Annotated in this window: 17 protein-coding genes and 2 pseudogenes; 11 read left to right on the forward strand and 8 right to left on the reverse strand. The window is 52.8% G+C overall.

Translation table 11 applies throughout. From position 1 onward, the window contains the following. Positions 1-813 precede the first annotated feature (813 nt). Positions 814-1,866, reverse strand: coding sequence for a rhamnogalacturonan acetylesterase (locus AWJ19_RS06750; RefSeq protein WP_068722337.1), 1,053 nt, complete (start codon positions 1,864-1,866; stop codon positions 814-816). Positions 1,867-2,223: 357 nt separating this feature from the next. Here AWJ19_RS06750 and AWJ19_RS06755 point away from each other — a divergent pair. From AWJ19_RS06755 to AWJ19_RS06765, 3 genes and pseudogenes are all read left to right on the forward strand, one after another. Continuing rightward, positions 2,224-4,889, forward strand: a pseudogene (locus AWJ19_RS06755) (cation-translocating P-type ATPase). Between the two features lie 140 nt (positions 4,890-5,029). After that, positions 5,030-5,911, forward strand: a complete 882-nt coding sequence (locus AWJ19_RS06760; RefSeq protein WP_068722339.1) for an AraC family transcriptional regulator — start codon at positions 5,030-5,032, stop codon at positions 5,909-5,911. 115 nt (positions 5,912-6,026) lie between these two features. Continuing rightward, entirely contained in the window at positions 6,027-7,301 is a 1,275-nt protein-coding gene (locus AWJ19_RS06765; protein ID WP_068722341.1) for a glycoside hydrolase family 27 protein, read from the forward strand. A 64-nt stretch (positions 7,302-7,365) separates the two neighbouring features. On the opposite strand, the gene AWJ19_RS36315 is transcribed toward AWJ19_RS06765, so the two are convergent. Next, complete coding sequence (locus tag AWJ19_RS36315) at positions 7,366-8,754, reverse strand: glycoside hydrolase family 2 TIM barrel-domain containing protein (RefSeq protein WP_241781627.1); 1,389 nt, start codon at positions 8,752-8,754, stop codon at positions 7,366-7,368. Positions 8,755-8,999: 245 nt separating this feature from the next. Next, positions 9,000-9,677 (reverse strand): annotated as a pseudogene (locus tag AWJ19_RS36320) (sugar-binding domain-containing protein); the annotation flags it as partial. A 134-nt stretch (positions 9,678-9,811) separates the two neighbouring features. Here AWJ19_RS36320 and AWJ19_RS06775 point away from each other — a divergent pair. Continuing rightward, a complete protein-coding gene (locus AWJ19_RS06775; protein WP_068722343.1) occupies positions 9,812-10,636 on the forward strand; it encodes an AraC family transcriptional regulator in 825 nt (274 codons plus the stop codon). 266 nt (positions 10,637-10,902) lie between these two features. Here AWJ19_RS06775 and AWJ19_RS06780 read toward each other — a convergent pair whose 3' ends face one another. From AWJ19_RS06780 to AWJ19_RS06795, 4 genes are all read right to left on the reverse strand, one after another. Beyond that, entirely contained in the window at positions 10,903-12,843 is a 1,941-nt protein-coding gene (locus AWJ19_RS06780; RefSeq protein ID WP_068722345.1) for a DCC1-like thiol-disulfide oxidoreductase family protein, read from the reverse strand. Positions 12,844-13,503: 660 nt separating this feature from the next. Further along, the gene (locus tag AWJ19_RS06785; RefSeq protein WP_068722346.1) at positions 13,504-14,229 is read right to left on the reverse strand and encodes an HAD-IA family hydrolase; all 726 of its coding nucleotides are present in this window, start codon (positions 14,227-14,229) and stop codon (positions 13,504-13,506) included. 28 nt (positions 14,230-14,257) lie between these two features. Then, positions 14,258-15,463 carry a M20 aminoacylase family protein gene (locus AWJ19_RS06790; protein WP_068722348.1) on the reverse strand — a complete coding sequence of 402 codons (1,206 nt, stop codon included), beginning with the start codon at positions 15,461-15,463 and terminating at the stop codon, positions 14,258-14,260. Positions 15,464-15,629: 166 nt separating this feature from the next. After that, on the reverse strand, positions 15,630-16,718 hold the full coding sequence (locus AWJ19_RS06795; RefSeq protein WP_241781628.1) for a diaminopropionate ammonia-lyase: 1,089 nt from the start codon (positions 16,716-16,718) through the stop codon (positions 15,630-15,632). Between the two features lie 220 nt (positions 16,719-16,938). Here AWJ19_RS06795 and AWJ19_RS06800 point away from each other — a divergent pair, with 220 nt between their 5' ends. Both AWJ19_RS06800 and AWJ19_RS06805 read left to right on the forward strand, forming a co-directional pair. Further along, positions 16,939-17,610 (forward strand): GntR family transcriptional regulator, encoded by a 672-nt coding sequence (locus tag AWJ19_RS06800; protein ID WP_198536483.1) that lies wholly within the window; start codon positions 16,939-16,941, stop codon positions 17,608-17,610. A gap of 42 nt (positions 17,611-17,652) precedes the next feature. After that, the gene (locus tag AWJ19_RS06805) at positions 17,653-18,534 is read left to right on the forward strand and encodes a hypothetical protein (RefSeq protein WP_068722352.1); all 882 of its coding nucleotides are present in this window, start codon (positions 17,653-17,655) and stop codon (positions 18,532-18,534) included. A gap of 608 nt (positions 18,535-19,142) precedes the next feature. Here the strand turns inward: AWJ19_RS06805 and AWJ19_RS06810 are convergent. After that, on the reverse strand, positions 19,143-19,442 hold the full coding sequence (locus tag AWJ19_RS06810; protein WP_068722354.1) for a heme biosynthesis protein HemY: 300 nt from the start codon (positions 19,440-19,442) through the stop codon (positions 19,143-19,145). 219 nt (positions 19,443-19,661) lie between these two features. Between AWJ19_RS06810 and AWJ19_RS06815 the strand changes: the two genes are divergently transcribed. From AWJ19_RS06815 to AWJ19_RS06835, 5 genes are all read left to right on the forward strand, one after another. Continuing rightward, positions 19,662-19,850 carry a spore coat protein gene (locus tag AWJ19_RS06815; RefSeq protein ID WP_068722356.1) on the forward strand — a complete coding sequence of 63 codons (189 nt, stop codon included), beginning with the start codon at positions 19,662-19,664 and terminating at the stop codon, positions 19,848-19,850. Between the two features lie 12 nt (positions 19,851-19,862). After that, the gene (locus AWJ19_RS06820) at positions 19,863-20,171 is read left to right on the forward strand and encodes a spore coat protein (RefSeq protein WP_082707736.1); all 309 of its coding nucleotides are present in this window, start codon (positions 19,863-19,865) and stop codon (positions 20,169-20,171) included. A gap of 144 nt (positions 20,172-20,315) precedes the next feature. Continuing rightward, on the forward strand, positions 20,316-22,103 hold the full coding sequence (locus AWJ19_RS06825; RefSeq protein ID WP_082707737.1) for an alpha-glycosidase: 1,788 nt from the start codon (positions 20,316-20,318) through the stop codon (positions 22,101-22,103). A 167-nt stretch (positions 22,104-22,270) separates the two neighbouring features. Further along, positions 22,271-22,792, forward strand: a complete 522-nt coding sequence (locus AWJ19_RS06830; RefSeq protein WP_068722358.1) for a DUF3231 family protein — start codon at positions 22,271-22,273, stop codon at positions 22,790-22,792. 47 nt (positions 22,793-22,839) lie between these two features. Then, positions 22,840-23,694, forward strand: a complete 855-nt coding sequence (locus tag AWJ19_RS06835) for a manganese catalase family protein (RefSeq protein ID WP_068722360.1) — start codon at positions 22,840-22,842, stop codon at positions 23,692-23,694. Positions 23,695-23,721 lie beyond the last annotated feature (27 nt).

Raw genomic sequence — 23,721 nt, forward strand, 5'->3', positions numbered from 1 at the left:
TTCCTCTTGATGGCGGACTCGGGACGGGGATATGGCTCATTTAATGGGATTTTTCCCCTTTAATGACGAGCTTAGGACGGGGATATGGCTCATTTAATGGGATTTTTCCCTTTAATGGCGGGCTCGGGACGGGGATATGGCTCATTTAATGGGATTTTTCCCTTTAAAGGGCGACGAACGTACACCCGGGTCTGACGCACTCTAAGCCAGCACAAACAGCAACCAGTCCGCAGACAAGTTGCTGTTTGTGCTGGCACATCGCGTTGAGCAGAACATAATGTTAGTTTTAACAATAAGCTCATCCCTTACTCTTGCGAAACACTGCCGGTTAACTCCGGACCGGTTCAGCTCCGCCGTACACTGCAGCTTACCTGGCAAACAACAGCGAGCACCACAAACTACCTCTGACGATCACAGCTATCAGAACACGGTTAACTACTTCTGACGAATCCAGTTATCCGAGCACCACCAACTACCTCTGACGATCACAGCTATCAAAACACCGTTAACTAACTCTGAGAAATCACAGCTATCCGAACACCGACAGCTACCTCTGACGCTCAGCTCTTCGGCACCACCCGCATTGTAACAAACTAAATACCTGCTGCTCCGGCCCGGCATCTTCAGCCAAAACCAGTGCTATCCCCCGTTGTCGCAGCAGCACAGCCCCCTAGCCAAGCCTCATTCTTACTCTACCGCCACTTCTGCAGCAAGCCCAACCAATGCAATACTAACTGCCCGTTTTCAGCACTATCAACCAACCGTACCTGCCGGGCCTCAAAAAGCCAGGTCCCTTATTTACGATTATTGCTCTCACACGATCCGGTTCATTACCGCCGCAGCCTCTTCTTCCGTGATAAGATGCCGGCTAAGCGGCTCGAATCCTGCTTCACGCATACCCCTGACTACCAGCCTCGCGATCTCAACAGCTCCTGCTTCTGTGAAATGGGTATTATCCTGAGCGCCCTCAGGCAGGTTAACATATTGACCCGGCTCTGCCCACAAGAACACCTGCTTGGTGCGCTCTTCCCCCAGCTCTTCGAAATAAGCTTTGCTCAGGCCCGCAAGGTCTATGAAAGGCACCTTCTCCCGCAAGGCAAGCTGCCGCATGGCCTCAATGTAAGCCCCGTGTGTATTCCGGATACTCCCGTCTGCCTCGAAGAAGCGCCGGTGCATCGGGGATACCAGCACAGGATGGGCCTCCTTTTCCCTCGCAAGATTGATATACTGCTGCAGATAATGCGGATAGGTAGTAAACGGCCCGGCTCCGTCCTCTGTTTCCTTTTCGTCATTATGGGCAAACTGAATCAGCAGGAAATCACCTTTGCGCAGCTTCTTCGCAATCCGGGTCAAGCGGTCCTCCTGAATAAAGCTCCCGGCACTTCTCCCGGAGCAGGCATGATTGGCGGTAGCAAGCCCGTCCTTCAGAAACAGACCAAGCATCTGCCCCCAGCCGGAATACGGGTACTTCGACGAGGCCTGATCCGTAACGGTGGAGTCTCCGGCCAGGAAAAGAGTTGGAATATCTGCATTCCGCCTGATCTCCACCTGCTCCATTACAGCCCCTGCTCCAGAGGCAAGCATTAGCTGGCCGCTGTTAACATGAACAGAAAAGGAAGCCGTCACCTGCCTTGGAGCTTCGGCATTTTGCTGCAGCAGCCTGAGATGTCCTACTCCTTCACGCAGGGCAGTTATACTCTCCTGAGCCTCAATGCTTATCTTTACAGCAACCTGGTAATTGCCATTCGGCACATCCATCAGCAGCGTGGGCACAGCAGGTGAATAATAATCCCCCGGCCAGGAGTCCCGCAAATCCTCATTTCCGGACAGCCCCGGCGCAGCAGCATAACCGCTTCCGCGGCCCATATCTTATGTAACACCGGCTTCCGGTACGTAAGTACAGCTGAATTTCATTTTTTATCCAACCCTTCATTCATCATTATTCCAATTTACTCATTTTAACAGGAACGGCTCCGCTGCGGCAGCAAGATTACTCATGCTTATGTTCGGGCGAAGTCCCGCTCTCAACCCGGCATATATATCTTTTGAAACCTCCTTCCCGTATTAACCGTAACTTTTACAAACAGGTTCTAAATCGTGATTATTGGGCAAACTGATGTATCATACCTGAGTAGAAAATGAGTTTAACGGGTATTAGTCCAGTAAATCGAAGCTTATGTGCCACATAAAAAGACACCGCACAGCAGAGAGGAGAAATCATTAGTGGAGTATTACCGCAAAAGTGTATCAGACAGCTTACAGGAGCAGCAGAGCTCGGCAAAAGGGCTCACCTCAGCCGAAGTCCAGAAGCGGCTTGAACAGGACGGCTACAATGAAATCAAGGGCCGGGACAGGGACCCCATATGGAAGCTTTTCCTGGAAAACTTCAAAGACCCGATGGTGGTCGTGCTGCTGATTGCAGCTGCCGTCCAGATCTTTATGGGACATGTCATGGAATCGCTAATTATCTTCCTCGTCCTGATCCTCAATGCCGTAATCAGTGTCATTCAGACCCGTAAAGCGGAAAGCTCACTGGCTGCACTGCAGCAGATGTCCGCACCTGAAGCCAAGGTACTGCGGGATGGAGCACCCCGGACCGTTCCGGCCCGCGAGCTAGTCCGCGGTGATATCGTTATTCTCGAAGCCGGAGATTTCGTTCCTGCAGACGGCCGGATCATCGAATCCGGAAGCCTTAAGATCAATGAAGGTATGCTGACCGGGGAATCCGAGGCTGTTGAAAAGCATACCAACACCATTGACCAGGAGGCTCCGCTCGGCGACCGCCGCAATATGGCGTTCAGCGGTTCCCTGGTGGTTTACGGACGCGGTGTTTTTCTCGTAACTGGTACTGCCCTGACCACTGAAATAGGTAAAATCGCCGAGCTGCTCGAAAGCGCCGAAGCCAAACAGACGCCGCTGCAGCGCAAGCTCGAGGCATTCAGTAAACAGCTCGGTATTGCTATTCTGATACTGTCGGTCATTATCTTCGGTATCCAGGCCGGCCGTGTATGGCTGTCTGATACTAACGTTGATACTACTGAAGCCATATTCAACGCTCTGATGTTTGCTGTCGCTGTTGCGGTAGCCGCTATTCCTGAAGCGCTCTCCTCCATCGTGACGATTGTCTTGTCTGTAGGCACGAACAAGATGGCCAAGCAGAATGCGATTATCCGCAAGCTGCCGGCTGTTGAGGCGCTCGGCTCGGCCGGCGTCATCTGTACCGATAAAACCGGTACCCTCACCCAGAATAAAATGACGGTTGTCGATTATTATCTGCCGGAGGGACAGAAGGACCAGTTCAAGCTTGAACATCATGAATGGTCCCCGGAAGCCCGCAGGCTGCTGCATATTGCCGTTCTCTGTAACGACTCGAATATCAATGAAGAGGGCAAGGAGCTGGGTGACCCGACAGAGGTTGCTCTGATCGCCTTCAGTAACAGCCTGGATAAGGATTACCGGGAAATCCGCGATAACTTCCCCCGGGAAGCAGAGCTCCCGTTTGACTCCGAACGTAAACTGATGAGTACCCTGCATACGTTTGGCGGACAAAAGAAAATGATCACCAAGGGCGGACCGGATGTGCTCTTTAGCGTATGTTCGCATGTGCTGATCGATGAAAAGGAAGTGCCGTTTACAGAGGAGCTGCGTGAACGGTTCATTAAAGTCAATGAGGATTTCTCCAACAGGGCACTGCGTGTTCTGGCGTATGCCTACAAAACTGTACCGAATACCACTACACAAATTACGCTTGAGGATGAAAAAAATCTGGTGCTAGTTGGATTAACTGCGATGATTGACCCTCCGCGTGAAGCGGTCTACAGCGCCATCGCTGAATCTAAAAACGCCGGTATCCGCACGATCATGATCACCGGCGACCACAAAACCACTGCCCAGGCAATCGGCCGCGACATTGGACTGATGAGCAAAACGGATATTGCCATCACCGGCCAGGAACTGGATGCCATGTCCGATACAGAGCTCGACAACAAGCTGGAGCAGATCGGCGTATACGCCCGCGTCTCTCCGGAGAACAAGATCCGGATTGTCCGTGCATGGCAGCGTAAAGGTAAAATCACAGCCATGACCGGCGACGGCGTAAATGATGCCCCTGCGCTGAAGCAGCAGATATCGGCGTCGCGATGGGCAGCGGGACCGATGTTGCCAAGGACGCAGCTGCGATGATTCTGACCGATGATAACTTTGTCTCGATTGTTAACGCAGTCTCTGTAGGCCGGACGGTGTTCGACAATATCAAAAAGGCGATCGCCTATCTGTTCTCGGGCAACCTGGGTGCGATTATCGCTATCCTGTTCGCCCTGATCTTCGACTGGATCAATCCGTTCACAGCGATTCAGCTGCTGTTCATCAACCTGGCTAATGACTCTCTCCCTGCGATCGCCCTGGGAATGGAAAAAGCCGAGCCGAATGTGATGAGCAGAAAGCCGAGAGAGCTTAATGAAGGCATCTTCTCCGGCGGCCTGATGCAGGCGATCATTACCCGCGGTGTTCTTATCGGAGCAGCGGTTATTGTCTCCCTGTACCTTGGTCTTCAGCATTCCGATGAAATGGGTGTAGCGATGGCTTTCACCACGCTGATTTTGTCCCGTACGCTTCAGACTTTTGCCGCGCGCTCCAATACCCAGACTTCGATTGAAGCCGGCTTCTTCAGCAACAAATATGTGATTGGAGCCGTCCTGGTCTGCTTCGCCTTCTACGGTGTTGCAGTACTGCCGGGAATCAGACAAATCTTCTCCATTCCGGATACGTTCGGGATGTCCGACTGGCTGACGGCAACAGGCCTGGCCGTCGGCGCCGTTGTCCTGATGGAGCTGACCAAGCTGATCCGCAGAGCCTTCGGAGCCAAGACAGCGGAAAGTGCCCAGGCCTGAGGATAGAGCCGGACACGCCATAGCATTAAAAGATAGACAGCACAGCGCTGCTCCTGCCTGCGGGAGCGGCGCTGTTTTTTGCAGACGGGTGTGATAAAGTAGCAGTCAGATACTATTCCTGCAAGGAGGCCACAACAGCTATGGATATGTCCGCAGGCACCTACGGCTTCCGGTTCGCCGAAGATAAAGAGCTTACGCTGTGCGTGCTGTATGCCGCCGGCTGTGATTCCATTACCACCCCGGCCTACCGCTGGGACGGACTGGAGCGGACAGACGGCCCGCTTCTGCTGTTCCAGTACACCCTCTCCGGCGAGGGTGTGTTTGAGTCCGGGAGCCGGACTTACCGGGTCGCCGCCGGACAGGCTTTTTTGGCGGAGATTCCCGGACCCCACCGTTATTATTATGACCCGGAGGCTTCGGAGCCGTGGGAATTCATGTTCCTGCTGTTCCGTCCCGAGCTGATTCTGCCCCACTGGCGCAAATTTCTGCGCGAAGCCGGGGAGGTACCTCATCTGCCTGCCGACTGCGCGCCGATCCGGCTGCTGAAGCTGATTGTCGCCGATGCGGCAGCAGGCCGGATCTCCGACCCGCTGATTGCTTCCTCCTCTATCTACCAGTTCATGACCGAGCTGGCCAGGATGCAGGTGACGTCTCTGCGGGACAAGGATAACTGGTCTGATAACGTAAGGCGGGCAGCCGAATATATAGAGCAGCACTATGCACAGATGATCAGCGTCGATCAGCTGTCAGAGCATGTGGGCCTGTCCAAATACCATCTGATCCGCCGGTTTTCGGCCAGTACCGGACTGACACCCGGTGCATATCTGACCCGTGTCCGCACGGAGAAAGCCATGGAGCTGCTCCGGGGAACCAGCCTCAGCATCGAAGCCATCGCCGCACGGATAGGCTATTCCAGCGGAAGCTATTTCATCAAGGCCTTCCGCGGGCTGACCGGGCTGACGCCGGGAGAATTCCGCAGCGGAGGCGAGAGTCTGACCTACCGCAGGCTGTTCTTCGATTAACCGTCAACCGCAATATAGTGCTATTTGGCTTGTAAGATTACTATAGATATTGCGAATCTCCTACCTTATGATGATCTTAATAAGAGCAATAATCCATCAGTAAAGGAGATTCACAATGACACATAAGCTTGCAGCACCTACTCCTCCGCTCGGCTGGAACAGCTGGGACTGTTACGGTGCAGCCGTAACGGAAGCCGAAATACGCGGTAACGCAGAATATATGGCGGAGCATCTTAAAGACTACGGCTGGAACTACATCACTGTTGATATTCAGTGGTATGAGCCTTACGCCAACTCCTCCCAATACCGGCCGTTCGTCCCGCTGGTCATGGATGAATATTCACGGCTGTTGCCTGCCGAGAACCGCTTCCCTTCGGCAGCCGGCGGCCAGGGCTTCAAGCCGCTTGCCGATTACGTGCACAGCCTCGGGCTGAAATTCGGTATCCATATTATGCGCGGTATTCCGCGGCAGGCTGCCCATGCCGGCACGGCATTGCTCGGTACAACCGCAACGGCACGCGACATCGCCCACACCAACTCCATCTGCCCTTGGAATACGGATATGTACGGAGTGGACGCCTCGAAGGAAGGCGCTCAGGCCTATTACGATTCGCTCTTTGAGCTGTACGCACAGTGGGGCGTCGATCTGGTCAAGGTGGATGACATCGCCGCTTCCAGACTGTATGACACCCATCAGCCGGAGATTGCCCTGATCTCCAAGGCCATCGAGCGCAGCGGCCGGCCGATGGTGCTGAGCCTGTCACCGGGCCCGGCTCCGGTGGAATACGCCGATTTCTTCGTAGAGCACGCTAACATGTGGCGGGTCACGGATGATTTTTGGGATCTGTGGCCGCTGCTGCTGGACATGTTCGACCGCTGCCGCAAGTGGCAGGGCGTACCCGGGGACGGCAGCTGGCCGGACTGCGATATGCTGCCGCTCGGCCATATCGGCATCCGTTCCGTGGACGGCGGCGGCGCAGACCGCTGGACCCGGTTCACGCGTGACGAGCAGCTGACGATGATGTCGCTCTGGAGCATTTTCCGCTCGCCGCTCATCTTCGGCGGCGAGCTGCGCGACAATGACGAGTGGACACTGTCATTGCTGACCAACCGCGAAGTGCTGCGCATCCAGCAGGAGAGCCACGGCGCCAGAGAAGCCCTCTGCAAGGGCGATCTCATCGTGTGGACTGCCGCACACAACGACGGCACCCGTTATGCTGCGGTGTTCAACACGGGCGAGAGCCCGCTGCAGGTGGAGCTGGCCCTTGAAGAGATCGGCCTGAGCGCAGCAGCCGGTACGGAGCTGTGGAGCGGTGAAGCGGCTGAGCTGGCCGCAGGCACACTTAAGACAACCGTACCGCCGCATGGCGTAAGATTGTATAGCTTTTAATTAAAGAGGTATCCCGCAAGCCGTCAGCCGGCGGCCCGGGATACCCCTTTTTTTGACGCAACCGTTACCTTACATTAATGATCAGCTGTGCCGCATACATTCCCTCCGAGTAGGCTGACAACACGATGCGCCCCTTCTCACCACTCAGCCGGATGGCCGTGCTGAGACAGCCGCGGTACAAATGCATCCAATTGCGGTCATACGGCTCGCTTGAGCTAAGGTCGCCATTGTCCACAGCAATGATCTCAGCCGGGCCTTCGACCTCAAAGGTTACCTTGGAGCTGTCGCGGAATACCGGCACACCATCAGCATCTACTGCCCGGACAGTGAGCAGCTTTTGCGATACGTTATCCGCATCCAGAGTGACTGCCTCCTGATCAAAGGCCAGCCTGACCGCCGGCCCAGCCGTCTTCAGCTCATATCGGCTCACTTCTTCGCCGCCGATAAAGCCTCTTACTGTAATCGTACCGGGCTGATAAGGCAGATACCCGGTAATCATCCGGCCCGGGTAGGCAGCCGGCTTGCCCACATGAAATCTTTTACCGTTTAAATCAAGTGTGACCTCCTCGCAGTTCGTAGCAATCATGTACGAAATCACGGTCTTGTTGAACTGCGGGAAGTTCCAGTGGCCGGCATATCGCGGCGTATCCCAGTGCTCCTTGGTCCCCTCATCCTGCAGGGAATAATCCATGACGGCCAGATAAACCATTGGCTTATCAGACCAGTAGCTTTCATAGAGGTAGGACAGCGGCTTGCGCTCATTATTCGTATAGAACAGCGAGCCTGCCCAGCCTTTTGCCGGATACCCCATAGACTCCCCAAGGTAATCAATCCCGGTCCACAGCATCCCGCCGATCACATAATCGTGCTGCTCCACATCCATCCAGGGGATATCGGCCGTAAAGTTCTGCATCTGCTCGCGGTGGCCGCGGAAAAACTGATACGTCTCCGTCCCCAGAATCAGCTTATCCGGCAAGGCTTCGTGAATCTCGGGATACCATTGCTCCTGGTAATTGCAGCAGATCACATCGACGATTTCCCCGATCCGGCGGATCCGCTCGACCCGTTCGGCCACATCATAAATTTCCGTATCATCCGCTTCATCAACAAACTGCTGGATATCCTCTATTTTGGACACGTCGACATTGCTCTCATATTTAAAATGCGGATTCATCGCATACGACACCGGCCGCGTATTATCCATCGTCAGCAGATGCCCTTTCAGCATCTTCAGAATATTCAGCATGGAAGCCTGCCCCTGATGCTCCACCTCATTGCCGACACCCCACATAAAGATGCACGGATGATTCCGGTCCCGCTTCACCATCCCCTCCAGATCGCGCTGCCACTCGGTCTCGAAGTAACGTCCATAAGCCCCGCCGGTCCATTTGTCAAAAGGCTCCTCGTACACCAGCAGGCCCAGCTCATCACACAGGTCCAGTAACTCTGCCATAAAAATATGGTGGGAGGTGCGGATCGCATTACAGCCGATTTTTTGAAGGCAAGCAGCCGGTCCTTCCAGATCTCCGCCGTTACAGCCGTTCCGAGACAGCCTGCATCCTGGTGGATACACAGCCCTTTTATCTTGGTTGATTGGCCGTTGATGTACATCCCCTTATGCGGAACCATCCTGATCTCCCGGATACCGACGTTCAGGCCGTAACGGTCAACAGCTTCATTTCCCTGGAAAAGCGACAGCTCCAGACGGTACAAATGCGGCTCCTGCGGACTCCACAGCTTCGCTGACGGAACCTCAAACCGGATAACGCCCTGATCGTCGGACTCTTCCGTGTAAGAGGTGTCTGCATCTGCATCCGAGAGAACGGCTTTTACGCGGGCTGTTGTGCCGGTTTTTACAGTGACAATACCTTTCCCGTCTTCAATTTCCGTTGTTACTTGAATTTCATAAGGCACCAGATGATTCTGCGGCAGCTCCAGCAGCTTAACATTACGGTAAATGCCTGCACCCGAATACCACCGGTCCGCCGGGAATACGGTGTTATCCACCTTAACCTGAATCAGGTTATCGCCCTCATGAATCAGGTTCGTTATATCCAGCTCAAAGCTGGTGTAGCCGTATTTGTGGCCGCCCGCCTCCTTGCCGTTGATCCAGACCGTACTGTTTTCATAGATTCCGCCAAAATGCAGCTTATACACATACCCTTCCTTAATCGGGCTGATCGGGAGCTGTTTTCTGTACCACCCGGTTCCCCAGCGGTCCCTGAAGCCCTGAGCCTCTCCCTGCTTCATCTGTGTATTTACCGGAGCGGTGATCGCCCAGTCATGCGGCAGCTTTACGGGTGCAAAATTTCCGTCCTCAGGCTGCTGCAGGGTGAATTCCCAGCCGTCCATGATTTTGGTTTCAAGCCTGCTCATTGTGTTGTACCATCCTTTATTTATATTTGTAAGCGCTCAACAAACTTTGTTATATTTATATTGTAGTGATGTTATTCCCTGCGAACAATCTAAGGATATTCATAAAAACATTAAAATATTAAGGTCGTGGTCCTATGTACAGGAGGCTTCTGCCCCTCATCACGGAATCAGACAAGGAGCTTCCCTACTACCTTGTGGATGCGGGTGTTCACTGGGATCAGGAGCCGATTGTCCGTCCGGACGGCTACTTATATCAATGGATTCAATGCGTGGAAGGCGAAGGCGAGCTGATCACCGGCGGCAGAACCTTCCGGGTAAAAGAAGGCACCGCAATGCTGCTGCTCAAGGGGGCCCCCCATGAATATTATGCGGTCAGCCCGTCCTGGAGGGTGAACTGGATTGTGTTCGACGGCCATCAGGTGGAGAGCTTTCTGAAGCGGACGGCGGGGATTACCGCTCCTGGCGTTTACTATATTTCGAAGCCTGAGGTGTTTACAGCCAGAATCCAGAGCATCATGGATATACAGCAGTCGGACTATGCCCTGCGCAGCCTGGAGTGGTCTTCACAAATCTATTCCCTGCTGATTGAAATGGTCCAGTATGCCTCCGTTCATCCGCACAACAGCGCATCCAGCCTCAATTTGAAGCTGAAGCCGCTGTTTGACTATATTGAGCAGAATGCCCACAAACCGCTGACCCTGGAGGAGATGGCCGGAGTGGCCGGCATTACGCCGCAGCACCTGTGCACCGTGTTCAAGAAGACGACGAATATCCGGATTTTCCAGTACATCCATTCGGTGCGGATCAAGAACAGCAAGGAGCTGCTGCTGCGCAGTCCCAATATGCCGGTAAAAGAGGTGGCCCTCCTGTCCGGATTCGAGGACCCCAACTATTTCTGCACCGTGTTCAAAAAGCACGAGCAGCTCAGCCCGAACCAGTTCAGGAAGCTGTATTACTGAGCTGGTTCGGGGGCCGCAGCTGAGGATAGACGCAAAGCAGCCGCAAACGCGAATGCGCTTGCGGCTGCTTTTGTGGATCGAGTGTGGGTGGGACTATGTTTTGCATAGATGTGACTCAGACAAGGATATGCTGCGAACGCATCTGCGAGTCCGTTTATGGACGCTGATGCGGCGCAGATGATCATGGTGTGAACGCATCTGCGAGCTCATATATGGACGCTGATGCAGCACGGCTGAGTATCGTTGAGATGCGGATGTAGCTATAATTATGGAGCCGATGCAGTTGCGGTGGCATTGACCACAGCCTCCACAGCCTCACCCCAGGTCCCCTGGTCTCCGCTGCCCGCGGCGCCGTCCATTACAAGCTGCAGGCTGCCGCCGCTGGCGGCAATTTCGCCGATCCGGCTCCACGGCTGGTCCATATTGTCCTGCAGCAGTCCGGGACGGAAGTCATCCATTACCACCTTAATCGGCTTCCGCTGGATTTCAATATGCCCGTTGCCCGAGTGCAGATCTGTCCCGCTGTCCTCTGCCCAGAAGGCGGCGTAATCCAGCATACTGTTCTTGGCCTGCTCGTATGGAATGTCGGGTTTTACCGTGGCATAGGCCCAGTTATCCCACTGCCTGCCGACCTTGTAGCCCCGGGAAAAGCCGTTATCGTCCATGATAGGCAACGGCACCGTTGAATCTCCGTCTACATAGACCAGCCGGGTCTGAAACCCATACTTTTCATAATGCGTTTCCGTATACACACCATGGTTAGTCCAGCCCAGCACGGGATAGGTTATCCGCTTGTAGACTGCGGCGGTATCCCTGAGCGCAGCCGTCAGGCTGCTGTTCTCGCCTGTCAGATACTTCCCGTAGGCTGGTGTTCCGAAGGAAAGGATAATGAACGAAACGGCCCACAGCAGCAGGAATGTTCCGGCCGGCCAGAACTTCCCGCTGAATGGAGTCGCCGCCTTCTCCGGCGGAGCCACGATCCCGATGCCGCAGGTGCTGTCTGTGCAGCCGCCCTCCCGTTTGCGTTTCGCTGCTACCTTGCCGTATATGGCAGCCGCGATACCGTGAAACGGCGGCCGGCCGAGCAGCAGGCCTGCCGGATATGCCCAACCCATCGACCGCAGAACCGCGGCATAGGTATCCACGCCTTTATGCAGCTTCGCCCCGTTCTCCACAGCATAAATGTCATGCAGGAGATCGGCCTCCGGAATATCTGCCAGCAGCTTTTCCTCAGCCGCAAAATCCTGCAGCGCCTTCCAATCAATCGCTTTGCGGAAATCCAGTGCCGAGAGGATACCGACTGTCTGGCGGCACAGCGGGCAAAGCCGGTCATAATAGACAGTCAGCCGTTTATGCTTCGCTGCGATCCACCGGTCATACAGCTTGCGGTAGACGCTCTCCGGAATAATGGCCAGATGAATGGCGATCACCAGGAGACTCATAGCCGGAATCGGGAAGACAGCAAGTACACCTGCATGCAGAAGCACTCCGGCAAGACTCATCCATACCCTGAGCGGCCTGAACCACACCAGGAAGATATACGCTCCTTCATAGAGAAGCAGAGAATAACCCATGATGCGCACCAGCCACTCATGATCGATCAGCCAGGAGACATCATAATAAGTAGTAAAGGGCAGGGAGGCAGGAGCCCATAAACCCAGTCCGGAGAGATACATGTCAGAAGAAAGCTTATAGAGCATCGAATCCAGATAAAACAGCCCGATCAGCAGAATCAGGAACGCGGTATGCATAAATCTGGCCTGGGGCCGGGGCAGTTTCCGGACACGGACTCTGGCCTGGCGGCGGCGTTCCATCAGGCTTTCTATGGACAGGCAAGCCGACACAGGCATAAACATCAGCAGGAACGAGCCTGTCAGAAAGAGAGAATCCACCTGCCAGTTGTTCGCTTCATTCACCACAACAAAGCCCAGTATATAGACACTAATCAGATAGTTGACGATTGCAGCGGGGCGTGTCAGGTATCCGATCAGCATCAGGAACAAAGCGGTCATCCAGAGCACAAACAGGACGGTCAGGAAGGACGGCACGGTTGCGGCCAGGCTGTCTTTTTGAAAAATCAGATCCCTGAGCGTCATCATCTGCAGCAGCTCAAGCATCAATACAAGCGAGAACCCGATCCGGAACAATGCAAGCGGAAAAGCCGGCTCCTTCCGGTCATACAGCTTCTCTTTGATCTTATTCAACATCGCATAGCCCCCTTGCAACTGTCTTGGTTTCACTCAATCATTAACCGATTACCCGCCGTGCAAACAGCAGGAACTCATACGCAGCCGACTGTAACGGACTCAGATAACCTTATTTAGGCAAAATCCCGCACTTGCCCTGGCTAACGGACACCAGCGCTCTTATTTTGCGGAAATGGCCTGCTCGGCCTATATTTAAAGGATAATAAGAGCATCTCGGTCCGTTAGCCCGTCTGAATGCCCTCTATAATGAAAATAAGGTCGCCTCGGTCCGTTAGCGCCTGCTCCTGTCCTGCTCCTGCTCCTGTACCTAACAGGCCGTCGACAAGCTTTCCGGGTCCCGATAATACGCTGGTCTGTGCGCCTAATAACTGTCTGGCCCCACTAGCTGCCGCATCCCCGCCTGTCTGCTTTCCATTTTCCGACTATCCTCCAACAGTCCGTCTGCAACTTCACAGCTATCCGCCAACCTATCCCCCGCCTGCTCAGCTGCGTATAAATCTGTTTACTTGCCCTCTAGCTGCCTGCTTTCTCTACTCAACCGGATGTTAGTCTATGTGACTATACCTCTTCCCCAAAACAAAAAACCTTGAAGGCAAACGCCATTCAAGGTTTATTTTCCAACAGGACTACAACGGAAAAATACGAACAAATACTGTCTAATCAGAGCAACCCGCCGCTGCCTGTATGCAATTGGCTGTTTAGCGCAGTGTATGTACTGAATTCCAGGTGAGGCTGCCGGCCGTCACCTGCCGGCAGCCTCCGGGGATTGTACCAATAGACCTGCCAGCCTGCTGCCAGCGCCCCGGTCACATCTTTGTCCCAGGAGTCTCCGATGTATACACATTCCGGCAGCAGCGTGCCGGTCATCCGGTTAACGTATGCAAAAATCTCAGGGTCCGGCTTGGCCAGGCCAAGCGCCCCGGAAATAAAGATCAGCTCCCTTGCGATGAGCCGGTCCAGCCCGAGCCCCCGGATCTTGGTCCACTGGTAATCCTCGGGCCCGTTGGTAATAATGCCAACCGGATGTCCGGACTCCATAATCCGCCTGATACACTCCCTTGCTCCGCTGATCCAGTCAAACCGGCGCTGGCGCTGCAGATAATCACGCTGGAATTGCTCCGACCTGCTGCGGTCCAGTGTCAATCCGCAATCCTTGCAGGCCAGCTCTATTCTAAGCAGCTTAAGCTCAGCCAGCTCAAGCTCACCTCTCTCGTAACGCGGCCAGAGCTGATCGCTGTGGTGGCGCATCCGGCAGAACAGCCGTGCCGTATCCGTTGCTTGTTCATCCGCAGTAAGCAGCCTGCTAACCGTTTCCTCAAAGGGCATAAAATGATCGTAAAGCGTATCGTCCAAATCAAAGAAAAAGGCCTGTTTACGGGTTATCACGGCAGACTCCCTTCTCTGCAGATTTAGGTTATTCCGGCAGCCGGATCCGGACCAGCTCGGCAAAATATTCCGCACCCCGCTTCAAGATCCGGTCATTAAAATCATAACCGGAGCTATGCAGCGGAATATTGCCCGAACCTTCAGCATCGTCACCGTTACCGATAAATACAAAGCAGCCCGGAACGTGCTGCAGAAAGACGCCAAAATCCTCAGAGATCATCGTCGGCCGGACATCCGGGTCCACCCGGTTGTCACCGGCGACGTTACGCGCTGCTTTTACAGCGAATCTGGCGCACTCCGCCCAGTTAACAGTAGGTGCAAACTCATGGGTATATTCAAACGTGCATTCCGCCCCGTTCATTCCGCAAATGGCTGTGCTGATCGTCCGCATCCGTTCCTCCAGCAGCAGCTGCACCTCAGGCGTATAGCTCCGGGTATCTCCTTTGATTTCAACACGGGTCGGAATGGCATTACGGATTCCGTCCGTATGGAGCTCCGTGCAGGAGATTACTGCCGGCACACCCGGCTCGAGATTACGCGAGATGATGGTCTGCAGAGCAATAATGATTTCAGAGGCAATGACCAGCGGGTCCTTGCTCATATGCGGACGTGCCGCATGTGCACCCTGCCCCTTGATCCTGATCACAAAATTGTCCTCACTAGCCATTATACCGCCGCTTCGGGTAGAAAATGAACCCGCCGGCATACCGGGCATATTATGCAGGCCATAGATTTCATCCACCGGAAAACGTTCGAGCAGCCCGTCCCTGAGCATGGCCAGTGCCCCTTTTCCCGGTTCCTCGGCAGGCTGAAAGATAAAACGGACCGTGCCGTTAAAATGTTGGCGCTGAGTTAGCAGCCTTGCTGCACCCAATACCATTGCCATATGGCCGTCATGACCGCAGGCGTGCATCTTGCCGGTATTCAGTGAAGAGTAAGCGTGCTGTGCTTCTTCAGTCAGGTTAAGGGCGTCCATATCCGCACGGATGCCGATGACCCCTGGCCCGTTCCCCGCTGTCAGGCTGGCTACAATACCTGTCCCGCCGATGCCTCTATGTACCTTGAGGCCCATTTCCGTCAGCACAGCGGCGATATAATTGGATGTGTCCTTCTCCTCAAACGCAGTTTCGGGGCGCCTGTGCAGATCATGTCTCCAGGCGGTAAGCTGCTTCTCAAAGTCTGACACATCCGTATTCACCGCCGCAGCCTCATTTATATCCCTGTCCTTGTGCATATTTATCCCCCTTCCCGCCGGCACGAAAAACTGCCATTCCAGACAATCTCCCTGTAGCTCTCCGGATCGGTATCACCCTCCGTGCTAATCAGAAGTATTTTGGCGTCCTGGTCAAGCTTTAGCCTTTCAGCCAGCTCATGCTGATCTCCGTGTACCAGAATAGAGCTTAATACGCCCAGCCCGACTGCCCGGATTCGCCTGAGATCACTTTGGGATCACCTTCCAGGGGATTACCGAGGATTCTCATTCCACTCGCGGCGGTATAATCCGGACAGGAAATGTACAAATCCGCATAGTCACGCAAAAGCGGCCACGCCACCGTGCTCGGTTCCCCGCAGGCCAGCCCTGCCATGATTGTAGGCATATAGCCTTCTACAGCATGCGGTTTGCCGTCACCTGCAGCCGCTGACTTGTAAATGCAGGCGGCCTCATCCGGCTCAACAATGACGGTTACCGGCCTGTCCTCACCAAACTGCATCAGCAGATAACCAAGCATACTTGCTGCAAAAGATCCCACCCCTGCCTGCAAAAACACATGCGTCGGAGCCCCTTCCCCTTCGGCCATGATCTGTTCCAGCGCCTCGTCGATCAGCGTGCAGTAGCCCTGCATAATCCAGACGGGAATTTGTTCATATCCGTCCCAAGCGCTGTCCTGCACCAGTGTGCCGTTATTCTCAGCCGCATAAGTGCCGGCCCATCTTACCGCATCGTCATAATTCAAATCTGTGACCGATGCGTCTGCGCCTTCTTTTCTGATATTAGCGAGCCGGGTTTCCGAGGAGCCTCTGGGCATGAACACGACCGATTTCTGGCCCAGCTGCTGTGCCGCCCAGGCAATGCCTCTGCCATGATTTCCGTCTGTCGCCGTTACAAAAGTGACCCCTCCAAGCTGCGCTCTAACCGCATCCGTGTTCAGTTCGCCAAAAGTCAGCTGCGCCGGTTCCCTGTCAAGCTTTTCCGCCAGAACCATTCCGGCTGCGTAGGAGCCTCCCAGCACCTTAAAAGCATTAAGGCCAAACCGGAAGGACTCGTCTTTAACCCAGATTTTCTTTACTCCGAGTTTCCCGGCCAGCTTATTCAGACTGTGCAGCGGCGTTACCTCATATTGCGGAAAGCTCTGGTGGAATCTCCTCACCCTGTTTACAGTTTCCCTGTTTACAGTTTCCCTGTTTAAAAAAGGGACTGTACTCTCCTCCACCTCCTGCTTCCGGGCCCGTTCATTGGCCACATATTTCAGTTCACCGGCTTTATTCACATGCGTCCCTCCCTAGAAAAATATGGTGCTTAGTCTTTGTTGATGATACCGTCTCATGTTGATGATTCTGGCTAGTGTTGATAATTCCCGTTTGTAAATTGATATGTGATATATTACATGTTAATTAGACTGCCTGCTTGCTGTCAATCCAAAATTGTATGTGATATATTACTCCTATGTGTAATTGTTTTGTGTAATTGTAATGAAGGAGGTTTTTCGATTGCTGCCGCAAGATACAGCGAAGGTCAAGCGCTCATCCATCCGTGAGCAGGTGTACCTTCAAATACAGGAATGGATTATTAACGGGGTGCTGAAGCCGGGCGACAAGCTCAAGGACCAGGAGTTGGCGGAAGCCCTGGGCGCAAGCCGGACTCCGATTCGTGAGGCGCTGCTCCGGCTCGAAGAAGAAGGTATGATTCAGAGCAAGGCCAACAGCTGGACCCAGGTCGCACCCGTGGATATTAATCAGGCATACCGGTTGTATCCGATGATCATCTCACTTGAAAAGCTGGCTGTCTCCTTTGCCAAGGACCATGTCACCTCTGCGCATATCCGGGAAATGGAGCAATATAATGAGCAGCTGGAGCAAGCGCTGAACACCCGGGATGCACTGGAAGCCCAGCGTCTGGATACGTTATTTCATCAGGTGCTGATCAGCCTGTCAGCTAATGAGGAGCTTATCAGTGTACTGGACGGACTCAAAAAAAAGCTGCGCCGCTATGAAGTAACCTACTTCAACGGGTTCACTGGTGCCGGGCAGTCGGTTGAAGAACATGGGCAGATTATCAGCGCCCTGCGGGCAGGTGACTTCCCGGCTGCGGCAGCGGGTATTGAACGGAACTGGCAGGAAAGCTTCAAGCGCCGGCTCGGCGGTCAGGGATTGGACGCCTAAGCGCATATTTTCGCGTAACGATCAGAAGGTAAAGGGGATATCATGGAATCCAACACAACAGAACGAATTCAAGAGGACAACTACAAAGTCTTAACCTTGTTAAGCCAGTATTTAAATAACAGGGCAGATTACATTAGCAATGAAGATATAGATGAGATAACCGGATTCGGCGTGTCTGCGGAGTATGCATTCGGTGTTCTTTTTGCGGGTGCGCTGGGGCTGGATATTGTGGATAACGCTGAGGATACGATCCTTTACAACCGGTATTTCAGTAAAATGCTCCACAGGCTGGATGTCCATGAATACTACGCTAATCCCTACTTCAGGAACATTACAATACCTGCGGTCACGATCGGCAGCAGTGAATTGAAATATGAACAGTACAAGCCTTATGAGGCTTTTGTCTGCAATGACATCATTACCACGCCTGAAGGACGGCTGATGCCGCAGATCGGCTTTTTTGAGAAGGAATTCCGCTTTCCGGCGGTGCTCGAGAATAACCGGATCTGGATGACGATTACTCCGAATGAGATCGAGACGATGAAGGAAGCTGTAACAGGAGCGACTGGCAATGTGCTTACGTACGGGCTCGGGATGGGGTATTATGCCTACATGGTGTCGGAAAAAGAAGACGTGCAAAGTGTAACGATTGTGGACAGCAACGAGGATGTAATCAGGCTGTTCAACCAGTATATTCTGCCCCAGTTCGGTAATGCGCACAAGGTCAGGATTATTCAGGCAGATGCTTTTGAATTTGCGCAGCAGCAAATGTCCCAGGGCCAATACGACTTTGTGTTCACCGACCTGTGGCATGACGTTTCAGACGGCCTGGGCATGTACCTGCGGATGAAGACATACGAGAACCTGAGCCCGGCCTCCCGGTTTATGTATTGGATTGAGCAGTCGATTTTGTGCTATTTGTAAAAAGAGACTTGTCTCTGAGAGTGATGCAGAAAGCGATGGCGCATGGGTTAGCATGGCCCGGTGTACGGGCCGTGAGGAGCCGGGCCAAGGGGCCGGGCCGCAGGCTACCGGGCCTCTTAGTTTAAAGGGACAAATCCCTTTATTTAGCCTCATTCCACTTTATTTGGGCTAGTTTAAAGGGAAAAATCCCTTTATTCACTCTCACTCCACCTGATTTGGCCCAGTTTAAAGGGAAAAATCCCCTTATTTAGCCTCACTCCACCTGATCTGGGCCAATTCAAAGGCAAAAATCCCCTTATTTAGCCTCACCCCACCCGATTTGAGCCCATTTAAAGGGAAAAATCCTTTTATTCACTCTCACCCCACCTGGTTTCAGCCAGTTTAAAGGGACAAAATCCCTTTATTCACTCTCACTCCACCTGGTTTTGGCTAAATTAGCCACAATCAACCCGTCCCCGACTCTCACTAAATCAAGCAGTCTTGGCTGTCCTCCCCTCTATTCCAGGCGAGCAGGGCAGTTTTCCCCTTCACATTAAGCGACTAGAAGCCATAAAAAAGCGTCCAGCCCGCAGCCGGGCCGAACGCTTTTTTCGCATAAACAGTATTGCTTATTTTTCAAGGAATCCGGTAGATGGATTTGTGATGAAGAAGCCTTCCTGCGGCACGTAGAAGTATTGAATCCATACTCCGTCCAGCAGCGGCTCACGTGTATCCAGCAATACCTCGATATCCTTGTCGGTTGCCACAATTTCATCATGCTCGGTAGGTGTATCCAGGGTCACGTCATAGTGGCCGTGGTCTCCGTGATTCTGGGTAATCACTACGCGGATTTTCTTGCCTTCTGCTTCCGGAGTGTTCAGCATGTCTTTCAGAACTTTAGCGGCATTACGGTTAATTTTACATTTCATCCTCTAGCGACCTCTATTCTTCATAATTTGCAGTAAGGAGTTCATTATAACATATTATAAGGTACTATATATAATTTAGTGCAACCTCTTGAATTTGAATTTGAATTTGAATTTGAATTTTACTCACCTCCGGCAGGGATGGAAAATCCCTGTTTAGTTCCTCCGGCACGGGTTATTTATAATGTAGCACTTTATGAATTCACAAGGAGGCATACATCCATGGCGAAGGAACTGGCACTGCATGAAAAACTTGAAATTCATGAGCTCCTGACCTTGAAGACCTCATGCGCCACCAAGGCGGCTACCATGCTGGAGCTGGCCAAAGACGACAAGCTCAAAGCCTTAATTGAAGAAGATTTGAAGAATTCATCCAAAGCGATCAAGGAATTGTCTTCACTTTTACAATAAGGAGGGGTTACGATGCCAACCACAACCAAAACAAAGGAAATGCTGGTTAACGCTATAGCACCTATGGATGATCTCGCTATTGCCACAGACATGCTGTTATCGGCAAAAGCGGCCGTACGCACCTACGCGATTGCCCTTACAGAAACCGCTACTCCCAAAGTACACAAGGCACTGAAGGCCCAGCTGGATACCGCCATCGAAACGCATCAGAAAATTGCAGCGTACATGATTGAAAACGAAATGTACCATCCTTATGATGTCAACGAACAGGTGGATCATGATATGAAAAAAGCTGAAACAGCGCTTGACCTGTCTAAATAAACATAACGTCACGTTAGCGTAATCTCCGGCAGCCCGGTTAAATTCCGGGCTTTTTCTGACGGCAATTATAAGTCTCCGGCTTATTCCATTTTAAAAAGGTAACAATAAAAACCATACGCCATCAGCTTACAGGGAGGAACAAAGATGATATCAAATGAACAAGCCATAAGCTCTGCTAACCTTACAACCAATATTCATTTGGAGAGTCTGCATCATGTTCCGCACAGCAATTGGGCCTACCCTTATGACAAGGATACCTTTCATTTACGCGTCCGGACCAAAAAACAGAACGTGGAACGGGTCTATGCGCTGACCGGGGATAAATATGACTGGGAAACTTACAATCACGAATATGAGATGCGCAAAATTGGAACCGACCGGCTCTTCGACTACTGGCAGACGACCGTAAAGCCGGACCACCGCCGTTTCTCCTATGCCTTCCGCTTTCATACTGGTGAAGAAACCGTATGGATGACGGAAAACGGAATTTTTACAGATGAACCGGAAGCTCCAAACGGCTTCTACGACTGGCCGTATATCCATGAGATTGATATCTTCCAGGCGCCGGAATGGGCAAAGTCAGCTGTGTTCTATCAGATCATGCCTGAACGTTTTGCGAACGGGGATACAAGCAATGATCCCGATGACGTTGCACCTTGGGGGGACAAGCCTACCAGGGAGAATTTTTTCGGCGGAGATCTGCAGGGGATTATCGACCATCTCGACTACCTGGAGGATTTGGGCATTACGGCCATTTACCTCACTCCGATCTTTGAAGCGGCTACGAATCACAAGTATGATACCACCGACTATATGAAGGTTGACCCTCACTTCGGAGATACGGAACTGCTGAAAAAGCTGGTCGATGAGGCCCACTCCAAAGGCATCCGGATCGTCCTAGATGCCGTGTTTAACCATATCGGGTCCAATTCGCCCCAGTTCAAGGATGTTATCGAAAAAGGGGAGCATTCCAAATATGCGGACTGGTTCCACATTAATGAATTCCCGGTCCAGCTCAAAGAAGATAAGCCTAATTACGATGCCTTCGGATTCTTCGCCGAGATGCCCAAGCTGAATACGGCCAATCCGGAAACGCGCGAATATCTGCTGAATATTGCCGAATACTGGCTCAAGGAACTCGGGATGGACGGCTGGCGGCTGGATGTCGCCAATGAGATTGACCATCGTTTCTGGAAGGAATTCCGTGCCCGCATTAAAGCAATTAATCCGGATGCCTATATTATCGGGGAGAATTGGAATGATTCCCTGCGCTGGCTGCACGGAGACCAGTTTGATTCGGTGATGAACTATCCGTTGTCTGAGCGGCTGATTGAATTCATGAAAAGCGACGATATGGACGCACAGACCTTCTCGGAATATATCAGCAGTCTGCTGATGCGTTATCCGCAGCAGGCCAATGAAGTGCTGTTCAATCTGCTGGCCAGCCATGATACCGCTCGGCTGCTTACCCAGCTCGGAGGCGACAAAAGAAAGCTCAAGCTGGCGGTTGCTTTCCTGCTCACCTTTACCGGAACCCCGTGTATCTATTATGGAGATGAGATCGGACTGGAGGGTGAAAATGACCCGGATTGCCGGAAATGCATGATCTGGGAGGAAGAACGGCAGGACCGCGATCTGCACCAAACGTACAAGCAGCTGATCAGGCTCCGCAAGGAGTATCCGGTTCTCCGTACAGGGGAATTCGGATTCCTGCAGAACAACTCTCAGGAGCGTCCGCTGATTTACGAACGTTACGATGCTGAAAATCATTGTACCGTCTGGATGAATCCGTCAGGAGAGCCGACAACCTTGGCCCAGAAGCTTGAGGGCAGCTGGAAGGATGCCCTGACCGGAGAATCCGCCAAAGCGGATAATGGCGAGATCAGGCTTGAGCTTAAGCCCTTCAGCTTCAGGATTTTGATTAAAGAATAAACGCTTCAGGCACTAAGCATACAAGCCGCTTCTATTCCTTGTGAGGAGTAAAAGCGGCTTTTCTTTTTCCAGCATTTCCGTAAAAAAGAAGTCTGCAATTTCTGCACATTTTCCGGGCATGCTATTTGTTGTTCCATATTTAACTTTAACGACAAAGGAGCATAATCATGACAGGAATATTAGGCGGTAATCCCAAAGACGAGCCGATGCATTACGGTGAGATTTTTAGTGTGTGGTCAGCCTCGAATATGGCCAAAGGCGCTTTATCCTGTTACCGGGCGTACATGTATCATGCCGGTGACCATGACCTGAAAAAGATCCTGGGAGCTATGATTGATCAGGCGGAGCTGGAAATCAGCGAATTGGACTCACTTTTGGCTGAACAGGGCCTTGCTTCTGCACCGGCTATGCCGCTGCGCCCTGAAGCCAAGCTGGAGGACATCCCGGTCGGTGCCAGATTTACAGATTCGGAGATTGCAGCCAAGCTTGCTGCGGACAGTGCAGCCGGATTGGTTGCCTGCAGCCAGGCCATGGGTCTCTCCATCCGTGAGGATGTCGGCGCATTGTTCGCCAAGTATCACCTGACCAAAGCCGCACTTGGGATGAAGGTACTTCATTTGACCAAGAAGAACGGCTGGCTGATCCCTCCGCCGCTTCAGGTTAAAAGACCCGAGGCTGTAAAGGCGTAACAGCTTTATTCCAACACTAAAAATTTCCTTACAAAGGTGGGGATTATTTGTATTTCTACAAGGAAGGCCTGATCAATGACATCGTAGTGGACAAGCCGGATCCTGCGGCTGCAAAGGTGCTGCAGGAAATACTCGGCGGACATTACGGCGAGATGCGGACCATGATGCAGTATTTCTTCCAGAGCAGCAACTTCCGCGGGAAGGAGACCCAGTTCCGGGATCTCATGCGCGGCATATTCCTTGAGGAGATTGCCCACGTGGATCTGGTTCAGCATACCATTAACCAGCTCCTCAACGGCTCCGGAGAGGAACAAGCCGGAAATGCCGGACAGGATGGTGCTCCGCTGGATGAAGCGGTACGGCACGCTAATCCCCATCACTATATTGTGGGGGCACAGGCTTCGCTGCCGGTGGATGCCATGGGCAATCCGTGGCTCGGCAACTACGTCTACAGCCACGGTAATCTGATCAGTGACCTGCTGAATAATGTAGTGCTGGAATCGACAGGTGTGCTGCAGAAAACCCGGATTTACGAGATGAGCGCAAACAAAACATTCCGTGAGACGCTTGCATTCCTGATCGTGCGCGACAACGCGCATCAGAATGCTTTTGCCAAGGCACTGGAAACGCTCGGGGTCAACTGGGGAAATCTGTTCCCGGTTCCCAATTATGATATCAACAAATATCCCGAATGCCGTAAATTCGTGGATATGGGCTACCATAATGTGCAGTTTAATTTCTGTCTGGACCCTTCCAGAATGGCAGAAATCTTCCAGGGCCCTTCCCCTAGCCGCAATAAAGGCAATCTCGAGGTTACTGCTCCGCCGCCGGGCTTCCCGGTTCCGGTCATGCCGGAGATGCCGAACGAGCATAGCCCTGGACTTCAGGATATGTCCAACTGATTATGAAGAGGCCTGCGGAAACCGCAG

It is taken from the genome of Paenibacillus sp. DMB5 (assembly GCF_001517085.1).
GTDB lineage: Bacteria > Bacillota > Bacilli > Paenibacillales > Paenibacillaceae > Paenibacillus_AQ.